The following is a 15,676-nucleotide window of genomic DNA, read 5'->3' on the forward strand; positions in this document are numbered from 1 at the left end:
TTCAGGGAGGCTATAATGTCAATTCATGGACACGAAGTATTGCATATGATGAGTGGAAACAATTATACCGAATCTTCTTTACTTGATGCTATCAAAAGCAAGTTTGGAGAAGATGCCATATTTCATACTTGTTCAAAATCCAACATGAATGCCGAGCAACTGATCGCTTTTTTAAAAGCAAAGGGGAAATTTAAACCCTCAGTTGATCATGAAACTAAATTTACGGTCGATAATAAAAAAATATGCAAACATTAGAAAAAATTGACCGTATATAAAGTACAATTTTTATAAATTTAATTTAATCTGCTAGTGTTTTTTAAATTAATAAGAGTATATAATTTCGCGCTACAGCAATAATCGTTATAAGTGGCTGTTGTTACTAATAACGTGACTAAATTAGTGGCAAAGTTGCTCGCTTTAAAATTAACCTAAAGAATATGCTCATGGAATTTGATAAATGAAAGTAAGTAATATCCTTATATGCACCTTTGTTGCTATTCTTGTCACAAGTTGTGCAAAAAAAAATTTACCTTTAAAAAATAATGAACCAATTTCCGAAACAGAGCAACTATCTCTATTAAAACAACAAACTGAAACTAACGACCCTTATGTTGTTGATGCTAAAAATCAATTAATTCGGTTTGTTGGTGATAAAAACTTCGATAACTACATTATTAAACAAGGTATTCTAAATTGTAAAGGCGATAATAACCTCTCCTCTTGTGTATTGAATTTTTATTTAAATGAACTATATAAATTAAAGTATCATGTGCAACTCAAAAAAGTAGTTGAGGAAAACCAAGCCGAACATAATATGGAACTAAGTAAAATAAAAGCAACTGAAAACAATATAAAAAGTTATTGCCAATATTCAGCTGATTTCGTTGCAGCAATTTATACAAAAGATAATGCAAAAATAACACAATATTTTCGACCACAATTTAGAATGTCAGAACAAGATATATCATCCTTAAAAGCAAAGATTACTAAAGATGACTATTCTTACTTCCTAATAAACGAAAACCCAAGCATTCTTCAAGAAATGAAAGTGGATTACGTTGAGAAATGCTTAGATGATCCAAAAAACAATATTATCAATTATTTCAATATTTTTAGATAATACTAACGCGAGTCTTTTATGTGCAATTTATTTCCAATTCATAAGTTTAATAAAACTTTAATTTGCAAGGTGCTTTGCATAGCTTCAGCTACTTGTATTAGTTTTTCTGCATGGGCTTTTTCGCTTGATGATGTAGTTGAAAAAGCTGAAAAACTATCTAAAAAAGCTTATGTTCAACCATCTAAAAATATTCCTAATGAATTAGCATCTTTACAATTTGCTGATTACCAAAAAATTTTATTTAATCATAAAAAAGCTTACTGGGGTGATCAAAAAAGTCGTTTCAAACTTGAGTTTTATCATGAAGGAATGTACTTTGATGTTCCAATAAAGATCAATGAAATTGTTAATAACCAAATAACTCCAATACAATATGATCCTAGTTATTTTGATTTAAGCCAGATTAATCTTGATAAACTAGATACTAAAAATTTGGGTTTTGCTGGTTTTAAAGTCCATTACCCAATTAATAACCCAACAAAAACCGATGATGAAATATTTTCAGCTCTTGGTGGCAGTTATTTTCGTGCGGTAGGTAAAGATCAACGCTATGGTCTTTCGGCAAGAGGGCTTGCCATTAACACTGGAGAAATGTCTGGTGAAGAGTTTCCACGTTTTAAAGAATACTGGATTGAAAGACCAGAACCAAATCAAAAACATTTAGTCATCTATGCATTACTTGACTCACCAAGCGTAACTGGTGCTTATAAAATTACATTGATTCCAAGTATTGATACTACTGTTACAGTTCAAGCTAAGGTCTTTTTCCGCGATTCTGTAAAAAAACTTGGCATTGCCCCACTAACCAGTATGTTTTTATTTGGGCCTAATCAGCCATCACCATTGTTAAATTATCGACCTGCAATGCATGACTCTAATGGACTATCAATATTAGCAAATAATAACGAATGGATCTGGCGTCCATTAAATAATCCTAAACGTCTATCTTTTTCATCGTATAGCTTAGAAAACCCAAAAGCTTTTGGCTTAATTCAGCGTGATAAAGGTTTTGATGATTATCAAGATCTCGATGATCACTATGAAAAACGACCAAGCGTTTGGACTGAAATTTTAGGCGATTGGCAAAAAGGACGAGTCGAATTAGTTGAAATCCCTACTGCTGACGAAACTAACGACAATATTGTTGCGTTTTGGGTACCTAAAAAACAATACAAAGCAGGCGATGTACTTGATATAAAATACCGCTTACATTATTCATTACATGAATTACAGCGTTATCCTAATAATATCGCAAAAGCTATTAGTACCCGATTATCACTCGGCGATATAAAACAAGCTAATTTAATTCGTAAACTTGATGGCTCTAATGCGTACGTGATTGACTTCGCTGGTCCTTCATTATCAGAAAAAGACCCAGTCAAAGCTATTTCAAGTATTACTAACGGCTCTATTGTAAGCTGTGATTCACAATACAATCCAATAATAAAAGGATGGCGTGTAATTGTTAGATTCAACGTCCAAGATAGTAAAAAGGCAACAGATATTCGTGTACAACTTGCTTCGCAAGCAACTAATGAAGTGATTTCTGAAACTTGGAGTGGGCAATACCCAGCACAATAGTAATGTAATAGTCATTATTATTATAATAAGATAAAAATATGAAAAAAGATTACTTTGCAAATCTACCTGGTGCTGAAGTTTGGCGTCAAAAATATGAAAATAATACAACACCACCTGATGATGTCGAGTTCTTAAAATATCGTTTAAATCAGATTGGTGATACTGATTCTTTTATTGATGAGCGAAAACAACAACCAAGTTATCCTGAAGTTGAACGCGTTTCAATTCAACCTCAAATCTGGAACCAGCGCTATATTGCCAAGTCAAAACATAACTTTAATATTTTAGCTATAATTCGACGCTTTATTATGTTTGCACTCATTGTAGTACAAACATATTATGGAACCACTTATCTATCTTCTTTATTACCATACCAAAATTGGCAAAAAATCAATTTTATGACTAATTGGGATATCAATCCTGAATTAGCCATCTACAGCATAATACCTTATATCATACAAGGGGCGATTATTATCCTGTTTGCTATTTTGTTTTGTTGGATCTCCATTGGATTTTGGACCAGCATTATGGGCCTAATTTTAGCCGTCATGGGTAAAGACCGTTACACTATTCCTATTCCCAAGGACCCAGCATCACATATCGACGCAAAGCATCGAACCGCTCTTGTTATGCCAATTTGTAATGAAGATGTTGCTCGAGTATTTGCTGGGTTACAAGCAACTTATCAATCTTTAGCTGAAACAGGCCACGCAGCTTGTTGTGATTTTTATATATTAAGTGATACTAACGATCCCGATCTATATGTGAACGAACTTAAAGCTTGGGCTGAATTTAATGCAGCAAAACAAAACAATGGTTGCAACGTTTTTTATCGCCATCGCAAACGCCGAGTAAAACGTAAAAGTGGTAATATTGATGATTTTTGCCGTCGTTGGGGGCACCAATATGAATACATGATGATCCTTGATGCCGATAGTATCATGACAGGCGATTGTATTTTAAAAATGATCGCCATGATGGAAATGACACCTAAAGCAGGTATTTTACAATCACCGCCAAAATCAGTCAGAATGACCACGCTTTATGGACGTATTCAACAATTTGCCAATCAGATTTATAGTGATATATTTTGCTCTGGCACACACTTTTGGCAACTAAGCGAAGCACAATATTGGGGTCACAATGCAATGATTCGCTTAAAACCTTTTATTGAGCATTGCATATTATCGCCATTGCAAAAACGTAAGGGTCCAATTCATATTTTATCGCATGATCTAGTTGAGGCGACTCTGATGCGTCGTGCTGGTTATGGCGTCTGGATTGCTTATAATATGAATGGAAGTTATGAAGAGCTTCCCGGTAATATGATTGAAGATTTAAAACGTGATAATCGCTGGTGTATGGGTAACTTAATTAATTTAAGACTAATCTTCAAAAGTGGTATTAAATTGACCCATCGTTTAATGTTTGCTACTAGTGGCATGGCTTATATTTCGTCATTATTGTGGCTGGTATTTTTAATATTCTCGACACTATTATTATTGGTGTTTAATATTTCTGAGCCTCAATATTTCTTCCAACCTAACCAATTTTACCCAACTTGGCCAAGGTGGGATGAACAATTAGCCATTCAACTATTATCAACCACCATGGTCTTGCTATTTGCACCAAAATTCTTTAGCTATGGCATTATTATAGCTCGAACTGGAGCAAAAGATGTTGGTGGTATATTTAAATTAACCTTATCAATACTAATTGAAATGATCTGGTCTATGATCTTAGCACCAATACGTATGATCTTTCATAGTAAATTTGTACTAAAAGCATGGATGGGCAGTAAAATACAATGGAAATCACCATCCCGAAGTGACGATGCTTTAACATGGGGCGAGTCATTTTATTTTTGTTGGCCACTTTCATTATTAGGTATTGTCTGGTTAGGAGTAATTGTCTGGTTAAATCCACAATTTACTTATTGGTATATAGCCATATTAATACCTTTAACCATTTCACCTTTAGTAATTAGAGTATCTGGGCTTTCAAGTATCGGCATGAAGGCAAAAAAAGCAGGACTATTTTTAACCCCTGAAGAAACGCATCCTACAAGAGCTGTTACTCTTACAGGCGAATATTTAATTAAAACTGAAACTGCATTTGTTGAGCATGGCTTTGTTATGGCGTTGGTCGATCCTATATATAATGCGCTAACTTGCGCTTTATCGACTTCAAGACATAGAGTTAATAATAAAAACCAACAAAAACGCAATGAGCTTATTGAACAATATCAACACATAGACTTAGAAAAAATGAGTAAAGAAAAGCAGTTAGCTATTTTAGAAGACCCAATTATTCTTTCCGCATTACATCGTCATATTTGGCAGCAACAAGAAAAATACGACAATTTGTTCTCAATATGGCAAAATGAACGCCAACAATAAGAAATAGGGCTTTTGCCCTATTTCACTTCTTTTTAGTAACTTATCAAAATCCATGGATATTTTTATGACTTGGCAACCTTCTGCACCTATAAATAATTTACTTAAGCGCGCAAAAATTGTTTCTCAAATTCGTCAATTTTTTGCTGATCGCTGTATTTTAGAGGTCGAAACACCTACCTTAAGCCAATATGCAGTAACAGACGTACATTTAAGCTCTTTTCACACTAAGTTTTTAAAGCCTGGTGAAATCGATGATCAACAAGGGCGAAACATGTCATTAATTACTAGCCCTGAATATCATATGAAACGCTTACTAGCTGCTGGTAGTGGACCAATTTATCAAATGTGTAAATGTTTTCGTAATCATGAAGAAGTCAGCCGTTATCATAACCCTGAATTTACCATGTTAGAATGGTATCGCATCCAATTTGATATGATGCAAATGATTAATGAAGTCGATGACCTATTACAAACTATTTTAGATTGTGAACCTGCTGAACGCATCTCTTATCAAAAAGCGTTTCAACGACATCTTAATATTGATCCTTTGGAAGCCGATCACGCAACCTTAGTCAATGCAGCAAATCAGCTTGATATCGGACTTAACACAGATAATTATGATAAAGATGGATTGTTACAATGCTTATTCACTTTCGGTGTTGAACCACATATTGGTCAAGACAAGCCTATTGCTGTATTTAACTTTCCAGCATCACAAGCTGCATTAGCCGCTATTAGCCCAGAAGATCATCGTGTAGCTAGCCGATTTGAGTTCTATTACAAAGGTGTTGAACTTGCTAATGGTTTTAAAGAGTTGACTAATGCACAAGAACAACGAATGCGTTTTGAACAAAATAATTTAGATCGTGCTAACCAAAATCTACCTACACAAAATATTGATATTGAGTTACTAGCCGCAATGGAAGCAGGACTTCCAGACTGTGCTGGCGTTGCTGTAGGATTAGATCGTTTAATTATGCTCGCCCTAGAGAGCAACAACTTAGATGATGTCATTTCATTTACTTTTGAAAGGGCTTAATTATGTTCAATATTTTAGGATTAACCGAATGGATTGCCATTATTATTGGGATTGTTGCCTTAATGTTATTTGTATTTGCTATAAAATCTCAATCAACAATTAATAATTTACAGCAACTATTCGATCTACAACTAATTCAAAAAAAGGAAGAAAACCAAACTTTAGTAATTCAAGTAAAACAACTTGAGCATGAATTAGAGCAGTATCGACAACAAAATCTAGCGCAGAATGTTAAAATTAGTGAACTCAAAACGCGTTTAGAAGAAACGTTAAGTGCAACACATGAACGACAAACCATACTAGAACAAAGCGAACAAAGGCTTACGACTCAGTTTGAAAACCTAGCTAATCGTATTTTTGAACAGAGTGGCAAAAAGATTGAACAACAAAATAAGCAAAGCCTTGATTTTTTACTTTCGCCACTAAAAGAGCAACTAGAAGGTTTTAAAAAACAAGTACAAGATAGTTTTGGAGAAGAGGCAAAAGAACGCCACACACTGACGCATGAAATCCGTAACTTGCAACTACTTAATGAACAAATGAGTAAAGAAGCAACCAATCTAACTAATGCGTTAAAAGGCAATAACAAAACCCAAGGGAATTGGGGAGAATTTATTCTAAGTCAAATTCTGGACAATTCAGGATTACGTTCAGGTTATGAGTACGAAACACAAGTTAATCTAACCAACGAAAACAATCAACGATTACAACCTGATGTCATTGTTCACTTACCGCAAGGAGGTGATGTAGTTATTGATTCTAAAGTGACCTTGGTTGCCTACGAACGCCATTTTAATAGTGATGACGAAAACGTTAAAGCAAAAGCAATGGCCGAACATTTAACGGCTGTGCGTAACCATTTAAAACAACTTAGTCAAAAAGATTATCATAAACTTATTGGAATTAATTCATTAGATTATATTTTGATGTTTATTCCTGTCGAGCCAGCATTTTTAAGTGCAATAGATAATGACCCAACATTAATTAACGATGCTCTGAAAAGTAATATTATGATAGTAAGCCCCACTACTTTATTAGTTGCATTACGGACTATCCATAATTTATGGCGGTTTGAATATCAAAATCGTAATGCTGAACTTATTGCCGATAGAGCAAGCAAATTATATGACAAAATGCGTGGCTTTGTTGAAGATATGGAAAATCTGGGCAGTTGTTTAGACAAAGCTCAGCAAACCTATCAAAATTCCATGAATAAATTATGTAAAGGTCGTGGAAATGTAATTGGACAAATTGAACGATTTCGTGAAATGGGTGTCGAAGTTAAAAAACCGATTAATCCAGATATTACCTTATTATCAATGGATGAATTGAATAACGAAAATGAGAGTAAATAAACAAAACCTAGATTCACGATTATGGGAAATAAGTGTATACTCATCGCACGCAAAGAGGAATTGAATATGGCAAAAAAGCAAGACAAAGAAGTAAGTTTCGAAGAGACACTTAAACAGCTCGAAACCATTGTAGCTCAATTAGAAAACGGCGATCTACCATTAGACGAAGCACTAAATGAGTTTGAAAAAGGGATCAAATTAGCAAAAGCAGGACAAAAACAGTTACAGCAAGCTGAGCAACGTATTCAGATTTTATTATCTGAAAATAGTGACGCCGAACTGTCAGAATTCTCAAATGATGATAATGAATAGTTTAAAGCCATTACAAGAACGAATTGATTCGTTTTTAACCACCTATATTTCACAAATTGAATCATCTCAACTTCAACAAGCAATGGAGTACAGCTTGCTAGCTGGTGGAAAACGAATTCGACCTATTTTAGTCTATTTAACTGGACAAATGTTTAATTGCCCCCTTTCTAAGTTAGATGAAGTCGCTGCTGCCATTGAATCAATTCATACTTATTCATTAATTCACGATGACTTACCTGCAATGGATAATGATGACTTACGCCGTGGCAAACCAACCTGCCATATCCAATTTGGTGAAGCTCAAGCAATACTTGCTGGTGACGCCTTACAAAGTTTAGCCTTTTCAATACTAGCAAAAAGTAAATTAATCGATGCTGAAACTAAAATTAATATGATAACTGAACTTGCCCATGCCAGTGGCGTTAATGGCATGTGCCTTGGTCAATCACTTGATTTACAGGCCACACATCAATCAATTAATCTTGAACATTTGCAAAAAATACATTGTTATAAAACAGGAGCATTGATCAAAACGGCAATCCGTTTGGGTGCTTTTGCATGCGGTGAAATAGCTAAACCTTATCAGCTAATACTCGATCGCTATGCTGAAGCAATTGGGCTAGCATTTCAAATTCAAGACGATATTTTAGATATAATTGGCGAGCAATCTATTATGGGTAAACCCCAAGGTTCAGACCTTACTCATGAAAAAAGTACATACCCTGCATTAATTGGGCTAGATAGCGCAGTAAAACTAACCCAGCAACTCTATCAGCAAGCTATCGATAGTCTAAAACAAATACCTTATAATAATCAGCCATTACAGGAACTTGCTGGTTATATTATTAATCGCAATAGTTAATAACTAGCTAAAATACAGCATTACATAATGAATTTAGATAATTACCCTTTGTTAAAACAAATAAACTCGCCTGAGGATCTAAGATGTTTTCCTCAGTCACAGTTATCGTCTATTTGTCACGAGCTTAGACAATATTTACTCGCATGCGTAAGTCAATCAAGTGGTCATTTAGCATCGGGACTAGGTGTGGTTGAATTAACAACAGCCTTGCATTATGTTTATCACACACCTTTTGATAAAATTATTTGGGATGTTGGTCATCAAGCTTACCCTCACAAAATTTTGACTGGTCGACGAGATCAAATGCTTACTATTCGTCAAAAAGGGGGACTTCATCCATTTCCTCATCGTAATGAGAGTGAATATGATGTACTAACCACAGGTCATTCTTCAACTTCAATTAGTGCAGCGCTTGGTATTGCAATTAGTGAACAAAAAAAACAATCCGGCAAAAAAGTAGCCGCTATTATTGGTGATGGAGCATTAACTGCTGGTATGGCATTTGAAGCGATGAATCACGCTGGTCATGTTAAGTCCGATATGCTAGTGATTGTCAACGATAATGATATGTCAATTTCTGAAAATACTGGTGCACTTAACCAACATCTAACCCAAATCTTATCAAGTAAAGCCTATACATCTTTTAGGGAAAATAGCAAACGTATATTAGCTAATATTCCACCATTAAAAGAGCTTGTAAAAAAAACTGAAGAACACTTAAAAGGATTAGTCACACCAGCTATCTTATTTGAAGAACTTGGATTTAATTATATAGGTCCTGTTGATGGGCATGATATTGATGGATTGGTCGCAACTTTACAAAAAGTTCGCCAATTGAAAGGTCCACAACTGCTTCATGTAATAACACAAAAAGGAAAAGGCTACGCACCAGCTGAAAAAGATCCGACTTTATGGCATGGCGTACCAAAATTTAATCCAAATGATGGCATATTACCTACTACTCCAAAAGTTGTGCCAACATATTCGCAAGTATTCGGCGATTGGTTATGCGAAATGGCGCAAAATGATAAACGTTTAATGGCAATAACCCCAGCAATGCGAGAAGGTTCAGGTATGACAAAATTTGCAACTAGTTATCCTAACCAATTTTTTGATGTTGCAATAGCCGAACAACATGCGGTAACCCTTGCTGCTGGGTTTGCAATTAGTGAATTAAAACCTGTTGTAGCTATTTACTCAACTTTTTTGCAACGCGCTTATGATCAAGTGATTCATGATATTGCTATTCAAAACTTACCTGTCTTGTTTGCCATCGATCGTGCAGGTATTGTTGGCGCCGACGGCGAAACCCACCAAGGCGCATTTGACTTAAGTTATTTACGCTGCGTACCCAATATGGTTATCATGACCCCAAGCGATGAAAACGAATGCCGACAAATGCTCTACACAGGCTATTTACATAATGGACCTGCTGCAGTGCGTTATCCTCGTGGTGAAGGCAGTGGCGCACAGCTTATGCCATTAACTGCCATTCCATTAGGGCAATCTAAATTATGTCGGCAAGGAAAAAATATTGCTTTACTAAATTTTGGCGCTTTACTTTCAGAAACTTTACAAGCTGCTGAGCAAATTGATGCTACAGTCATCGATATGCGCTTTGTTAAGCCACTTGATGAAAAAGTCCTTTTGCACATAAGCCAAACTCATAATATACTTGTCACCATTGAAGAAAACAGTATTAAAGGTGGTGCTGGTAGCGGCGTCGGTGAATATCTGTTATCGAAAAAAATAAAATGTGATGTTTTAAATATTGGACTCCCTGATAGGTTTATTCCTCAAGGATCTCAAAGTGAGATAAGACAAGAAATAGGGCTAGATCAAAAACACATTATCGATAAAATTAATAATTTTATGAATCAATAGGTTAAATATGGAAACTCAAGCTGTCACTATTCAAATTTTTGGACGAACACTAAAGTTCAATTGTCCTGTTGATGAAGTCGAAGCACTTAATAGTGCTGCAAAAGATTTAGATGAGCGCTTAACAAATTTACGAGAAAAATCCCCTCAGGTTAATAGTGATCAACTTATTATTACTGCGGCACTGAATATTTCTTACGAACTCTCAAAAGAAAAACAAAAAAGCAATGAATTTAGCGATCGACTAAAAATGCTACAACAATTACTCGATTCTGCACTAAATACCAACAACTAATATTTAAATTGTAAATTTAATACAAATGGTATTGTATGATCTGATAAATTTTGTATCATAATAATCACCTCTGAGATGCTCGCGATATGGGTTAGTCCCCTGAGCCGATAATCTTATCTTAAGAACGGAGTGATTTTTAATTGGTGAGTATGCCTTACTTGTAAGGAAACCTAAAAATTAAAACACGATGTTCACCTTGAACCTCGGGTTCAAGGGTTACGACCCTAACGACATCTTGGAGTTTCTTTCGACCTTTTTATAAAAAGTAAAACGGTATGAACATCAGGCAAACAATTCGTCAAAAAAGGCGACAACTATCCCTAGCAGAACGCAATATTGCTCAACTAACGATATATCAACAAATTTTTCACCATCAAGCCATTAAAACCGCAAAAAATATTGCCATATTTTTATCATTTGATGGCGAAGTCGAAACTAGGCCTATTATAGAGTTTTTATGGCAACAAAATAAATCTGTCTATTTACCTATTATTCACCCTTTTTCCTCTAAACATTTACTCTTCTTAAAATATACTAGCCAAACTCAACTTATAAAAAATAAATTTGGTATATTAGAACCAAAGTTAAATGTATTAAATGTACTTCCTTACCATCAACTCGACATTGTTTTTACGCCACTAGTTGCTTTTGATCAACGAGGTTATCGTATGGGAATGGGGGGGGGATTTTACGACCGATTACTAGCAAATTATAAAACTCAACAAATTTTACCAATTGGACTTGCTTTTGCTTGCCAAAAAGTCCAACATATTGAGAACAAACCTTGGGATATTCGATTGCCCGAAATTATTTACGCTTGAATTTATTGATAACAATTTAGAAAATTGTCAAAATTTTCATAATTATCAAAAAATAAATGATTTAGTGTATTATTCCATTGAGAACCTTAAATTTAGAAATACACAAATTTATAGATATAAATTAGATGTTGCGAGTTTAAATATATTTTAACGTATTGAAACCCCCCAATATCCAGCTTTTTACTATGCACTACCGTCCCATATATATGTATTAGTAATTTTAAATTCAAAAATTAATTGATTATTTTAATTTAAAAAAGCGCTTTTAATATACTAGAAAGGAGTGTTGCAATGTCAGAAAAAAAAGTCCTAACCACCAATAACGGTGCCCCAATAGCCGATAATCAAAACTCTCGAACTGCTGGCCCTCGTGGTCCAGTATTGCTTGATGATTATCAACTCATTGAAAAACTAGCCCATTTTAACCGTGAAAATATTCCTGAAAGACGTGTACACGCCAAAGGCTCTGGCGCACACGGTACCTTTACGGTAACAAATGATATCACTCAATATACTCACGCTAGTATATTTGCTAAGATAGGTAAACAAACCCCTCTTTTTGCAAGATTTTCAACAGTTGGTGGAGAACGTGGCTCATCAGACACCGCCCGCGACCCTCGTGGATTTTCAGTCAAGTTTTATACAGAACAAGGAAATTGGGATATCGTAGGCAATAATACCCCTGTATTTTTTATTCGTGATCCACTCAAATTTCCTGATTTTATTCACACTCAAAAACGTGACCCTAAAACTAATTTAAAAGATCCACAAATGATGTGGGATTTTTGGTCTTTATCACCAGAATCACTTCATCAAGTTACTATTTTATTTTCTGATCGCGGAATCCCTGATGGTTACCGCCATATGCACGGCTATGGTAGCCATACTTATAGCTTAATCAATAAAGATGGCGTTCGCACTTGGGTTAAATGGCATTTCAGAACTGAGCAAGGAATAAAAAACATTCATCCTAAAAAAGCAGCAGAAATGGATGGAACTAATCCAGATTCAGCACAAGAAGATTTGTTCAAAGCCATTGAGCGAGGAGATTATCCAAAATGGCGACTTTACATACAAGTAATGACAGAAGAACAAGCTAACAACCATCCAGAAAACCCATTTGATGTCACTAAAGTATGGTCACAAAAACAGTACCCATTAATTGAAGTCGGCGTTATGGAACTGAACCGTAATCCTGAAAACTATTTTGCTGAAGTTGAACAAGCAGCATTTGAACCAAGTAATGTAGTTCCTGGAACAGGTTTATCACCCGATAAAATGCTTCAAGGTCGAATCTTTGCTTATGCCGATGCACATCGTTATCGTATAGGAACTAATTATCAACAACTACCGATCAATGCTCCAAAATGTCCTGTTCATAATTATCAACGTGATGGCGCAATGCGCTTTTATAGTCCAGATAATGCGCCTAACTATGAGCCTAATAGCGTCGATAACGCACCAAAACAACAGCCACAATATGCCGAACCGCCAATGCATGTACCAGCTGGCACAATGGACAGGCATGATCATCGTATTGATGACGACTATTACTCACAACCACGCGCACTATTTAATTTAATGCAGCCTGATCAAAAACAACTGCTTATTGATAATATCGCAGGATCAATGAAAAACGTCAATCAAGACATTCAAATCAGGCAGCTCAAACACTTTTACAAAGTCCATCCTGATTATGGTTCAGGAATTGCCAAAGGATTAGGGATTGATATTGACCTAATAAAAAGTTAGTACTTAAAATAACAATGCCGACTAACTTCGTCGGCATTTTAGAATGTTGGCTACAACTACCGATAAAAAATACACATCGATAATCGCACAAAATTTATAGGAAAGTTTTCACCCACTAGGCTACACGGTATTACCATAGCTTATAAATTAAATTAGTCAACAGCTATCAAAATGGTCATATTAAGTGTAAGTAAACACCAAGTTATTTACACTTTATGATTAAAATAATCCGCTAAAAATCATAAGGCGTTTTCCCTGAAATCGCTTTATGCGGTTTAACGGTATGATAAAAACCAATAAAGCGTTTAAGCTTTTATTTTCACTCTTTTGCATCGCTAAATATTGGCTGCTTATGCCGCATTTCAATTCAAAGTTCGTATCACGCTTTTCAGCTTTTCCATTAGTTTATAGGCAGGTGATTTTTGCTTGATATACCAGTTATCACACAGTTTATCTAAATAAATCAAGATATTATAATATTTTGTTAAAAAGTTTCAGGAGTGTACTACGTTTATGTATAAAAACATTAAAAATCAAACAGATACAAAATACAGGTTTTGTTATCGCCTTTAGCTTGCCGTCTTAATTTATTTTCAATGGGTTTTTCGATTTTAAACAAACGTTTAATACCCTAGCTGATGGTTTTATAACATTGGTTCTTACTGGTTAAAGGCACAAACAGCTTTCATCAGGCTTGTTTAGCATATTATAAATGCTCTAGCGAATGACCATAGAGTGTTTGACCTAATGAGTAACGGTTATTTTTCTTTATGGCGTCCGCGTTATATCGCTTGCTTGTGATAGGACATTAGTTTTGTTTTTTTTATGTATATTTATTACAGTTGTTTCTTAAATTACTGTAAACAATGCGAGTAGTTCCTACATATTAAGCAATATAACTGCATAAACTAAAGTATTAAATTTATCCCTATTAAATAATCTGCTACAACTAAAAATAATAATGAACAATTGCTTTTGATGGTTTATATTGTATATATACTGTTTTAAATAAAGCAGTTAAAGAAATTGAAGATAAAAAAAAGGCTAGTCAATGAAAATCATTAAGCTAATTATTATATTATTGTTTAATTGTGTTGGAGGATTGTTAAGTTATCAATGGTGTTATCGTTTTATCAAAAGACAATACCATACACCTGAATATTATTATTTAATGTATTATGGATTGTGTTATTTCTGTTTTATTCTTATTTCAATCTTCATTTTAAACAAAATAAAAAAACCGTCAGGTTTAGTCTTTTGTGGTTTACTTATTGGCATTTTAATTAGCCTCATTTTTATAATTATTTATCAGTTAATTCAAGATCCTTATTTATATCAGCGTTATTTAATCAATTCGATTGGTATTGATTTGCTGATATCATCATGGGTTACCCTTAATTTTATAATATACCCAGCTATTTTATTATGCTGTCACTACTCAATTTTTTGGATTGAAAAAATATATAAGAAATGTATTTTCAAGCAATGATAAATGCTTCCCATAGATAAAATATTAGGCAGTACTCACGAGTATAAATTACTTATTTAGCCAATACATTGTAGCGTGAGCGAACAATTAACCCTCTGCATAATGCCGACTAAACTTAGCCGGCATTATCATTTTTATAATAGTGCTATTTATAACTTAATTATTTGATTCAACTCATTGAATAATAATGAGTAATCCACTTTAGTAAAGTCCGTTACATCAACTTCGAGCAATTTACCTAAAACAAATTGATCATATTGTCGTGTTTGGCAGACTTGATAAAATTGCTCCTTAGTAATTAAATCATCAGCAAGATTTCGATTTTCTAACCTATCGCCATAATGATAATGTTGCATAATATGGCATAAATGGCGCTCAGGTGAACGATCACGCTGATAACGACGTTGCCATATCACATCAAAATCAGCAACTAAGCGAATGGTTATCACTTGATAGTGATATTGCTCAGCAAATTCACTCAGTTGCTTTTTTTGTTTATCACTAAATGGGTATTCAGAAATAATCACTCTTTTACCTGCATCCATATACAGTTGTAAAACACCGTAATAAAATTGCCAAACTTTGTGCTCTAACGCTTCTTTTTCAGCTTTACAGTTAAAACCGATTGACTCAGCATATAAAATTTTAGCTTCATCAGGGGTTATAACAAAGCTATCTTTAAATTTCTGTTGCAATTGATTAACTAGATAGGTTTTCCCCGTACATGGACAGCCTGCCAGTAAAATTAAATATTTCTGCATGCTTACATA

13 protein-coding genes and 1 other RNA gene are annotated in these 15,676 nt (G+C 34.4%); 13 read left to right on the forward strand and 1 reads right to left on the reverse strand.

The features are described from left to right. The first annotated feature begins 15 nt into the window (after positions 1-15). The 13 genes from A9G35_RS12200 to A9G35_RS12260 all read left to right on the forward strand — a co-directional run bounded on the left by A9G35_RS12200 (position 16) and on the right by A9G35_RS12260 (position 13,417). Positions 16-255, forward strand: coding sequence for a YecH family metal-binding protein (locus tag A9G35_RS12200; RefSeq protein WP_065637097.1), 240 nt, complete (start codon positions 16-18; stop codon positions 253-255). A gap of 202 nt (positions 256-457) precedes the next feature. Beyond that, complete coding sequence (locus A9G35_RS12205) at positions 458-1,120, forward strand: hypothetical protein (RefSeq protein ID WP_034910661.1); 663 nt, start codon at positions 458-460, stop codon at positions 1,118-1,120. Positions 1,121-1,138: 18 nt separating this feature from the next. Further along, positions 1,139-2,701, forward strand: coding sequence for a glucan biosynthesis protein G (locus A9G35_RS12210; protein ID WP_081300221.1), 1,563 nt, complete (start codon positions 1,139-1,141; stop codon positions 2,699-2,701). Positions 2,702-2,739: 38 nt separating this feature from the next. Beyond that, positions 2,740-5,100 (forward strand): glucans biosynthesis glucosyltransferase MdoH, encoded by a 2,361-nt coding sequence (mdoH, locus tag A9G35_RS12215; protein WP_065637098.1) that lies wholly within the window; start codon positions 2,740-2,742, stop codon positions 5,098-5,100. A gap of 64 nt (positions 5,101-5,164) precedes the next feature. Next, entirely contained in the window at positions 5,165-6,139 is a 975-nt protein-coding gene (epmA, locus tag A9G35_RS12220) for an elongation factor P--(R)-beta-lysine ligase (protein WP_218057282.1), read from the forward strand. A 62-nt stretch (positions 6,140-6,201) separates the two neighbouring features. Further along, positions 6,202-7,494 carry a DNA recombination protein RmuC gene (gene rmuC, locus A9G35_RS12225; RefSeq protein WP_442903183.1) on the forward strand — a complete coding sequence of 431 codons (1,293 nt, stop codon included), beginning with the start codon at positions 6,202-6,204 and terminating at the stop codon, positions 7,492-7,494. Positions 7,495-7,560: 66 nt separating this feature from the next. Beyond that, complete coding sequence (gene xseB / locus A9G35_RS12230; RefSeq protein WP_034910657.1) at positions 7,561-7,806, forward strand: exodeoxyribonuclease VII small subunit; 246 nt, start codon at positions 7,561-7,563, stop codon at positions 7,804-7,806. Continuing rightward, on the forward strand, positions 7,796-8,668 hold the full coding sequence (ispA, locus tag A9G35_RS12235) for a (2E,6E)-farnesyl diphosphate synthase (RefSeq protein WP_141673883.1): 873 nt from the start codon (positions 7,796-7,798) through the stop codon (positions 8,666-8,668). Before xseB ends, ispA begins: the two co-directional genes overlap by 11 nt. Before the next feature lie 27 nt (positions 8,669-8,695). Continuing rightward, positions 8,696-10,552, forward strand: coding sequence for a 1-deoxy-D-xylulose-5-phosphate synthase (dxs, locus tag A9G35_RS12240; RefSeq protein WP_065637102.1), 1,857 nt, complete (start codon positions 8,696-8,698; stop codon positions 10,550-10,552). A gap of 7 nt (positions 10,553-10,559) precedes the next feature. Beyond that, complete coding sequence (zapA, locus tag A9G35_RS12245) at positions 10,560-10,844, forward strand: cell division protein ZapA (RefSeq protein WP_065637103.1); 285 nt, start codon at positions 10,560-10,562, stop codon at positions 10,842-10,844. A 64-nt stretch (positions 10,845-10,908) separates the two neighbouring features. Then, positions 10,909-11,090, forward strand: a non-coding RNA gene (gene ssrS, locus A9G35_RS12250) — 6S RNA. A 29-nt stretch (positions 11,091-11,119) separates the two neighbouring features. Further along, positions 11,120-11,665, forward strand: a complete 546-nt coding sequence (locus A9G35_RS12255; protein WP_065637104.1) for a 5-formyltetrahydrofolate cyclo-ligase — start codon at positions 11,120-11,122, stop codon at positions 11,663-11,665. Positions 11,666-11,956: 291 nt separating this feature from the next. Beyond that, positions 11,957-13,417, forward strand: a complete 1,461-nt coding sequence (locus A9G35_RS12260) for a catalase (RefSeq protein ID WP_065637105.1) — start codon at positions 11,957-11,959, stop codon at positions 13,415-13,417. A 1,638-nt stretch (positions 13,418-15,055) separates the two neighbouring features. Here A9G35_RS12260 and A9G35_RS12270 read toward each other — a convergent pair. After that, entirely contained in the window at positions 15,056-15,667 is a 612-nt protein-coding gene (locus A9G35_RS12270) for an AAA family ATPase (protein ID WP_065637107.1), read from the reverse strand. Positions 15,668-15,676: the final 9 nt, after the last annotated feature.

The organism is Gilliamella sp. Choc5-1, from assembly GCF_001690595.1.
Lineage (GTDB): Bacteria > Pseudomonadota > Gammaproteobacteria > Enterobacterales > Orbaceae > Gilliamella > Gilliamella apicola_M.

Bases quoted from the DNA above. Each gene is read 5' to 3' on its own strand.
- A9G35_RS12200 (WP_065637097.1), top strand. From the start codon at position 16: ATGTCAATTCATGGACACGAAGTATTGCATATGATGAGTGGAAACAAT.
- A9G35_RS12260 (WP_065637105.1), top strand. From the start codon at position 11,957: ATGTCAGAAAAAAAAGTCCTAACCACCAATAACGGTGCCCCAATAGCC.
- rmuC (WP_442903183.1), top strand. From the start codon at position 6,202: ATGTTATTTGTATTTGCTATAAAATCTCAATCAACAATTAATAATTTA.
- xseB (WP_034910657.1), top strand. From the start codon at position 7,561: ATGGCAAAAAAGCAAGACAAAGAAGTAAGTTTCGAAGAGACACTTAAA.
- A9G35_RS12255 (WP_065637104.1), top strand. From the start codon at position 11,120: ATGAACATCAGGCAAACAATTCGTCAAAAAAGGCGACAACTATCCCTA.
- A9G35_RS12205 (WP_034910661.1), top strand. From the start codon at position 458: ATGAAAGTAAGTAATATCCTTATATGCACCTTTGTTGCTATTCTTGTC.
- mdoH (WP_065637098.1), top strand. From the start codon at position 2,740: ATGAAAAAAGATTACTTTGCAAATCTACCTGGTGCTGAAGTTTGGCGT.
- epmA (WP_218057282.1), top strand. From the start codon at position 5,165: ATGACTTGGCAACCTTCTGCACCTATAAATAATTTACTTAAGCGCGCA.
- A9G35_RS12270 (WP_065637107.1), bottom strand. From the start codon at position 15,667: ATGCAGAAATATTTAATTTTACTGGCAGGCTGTCCATGTACGGGGAAA.
- A9G35_RS12210 (WP_081300221.1), top strand. From the start codon at position 1,139: ATGTGCAATTTATTTCCAATTCATAAGTTTAATAAAACTTTAATTTGC.
- dxs (WP_065637102.1), top strand. From the start codon at position 8,696: ATGAATTTAGATAATTACCCTTTGTTAAAACAAATAAACTCGCCTGAG.
- zapA (WP_065637103.1), top strand. From the start codon at position 10,560: ATGGAAACTCAAGCTGTCACTATTCAAATTTTTGGACGAACACTAAAG.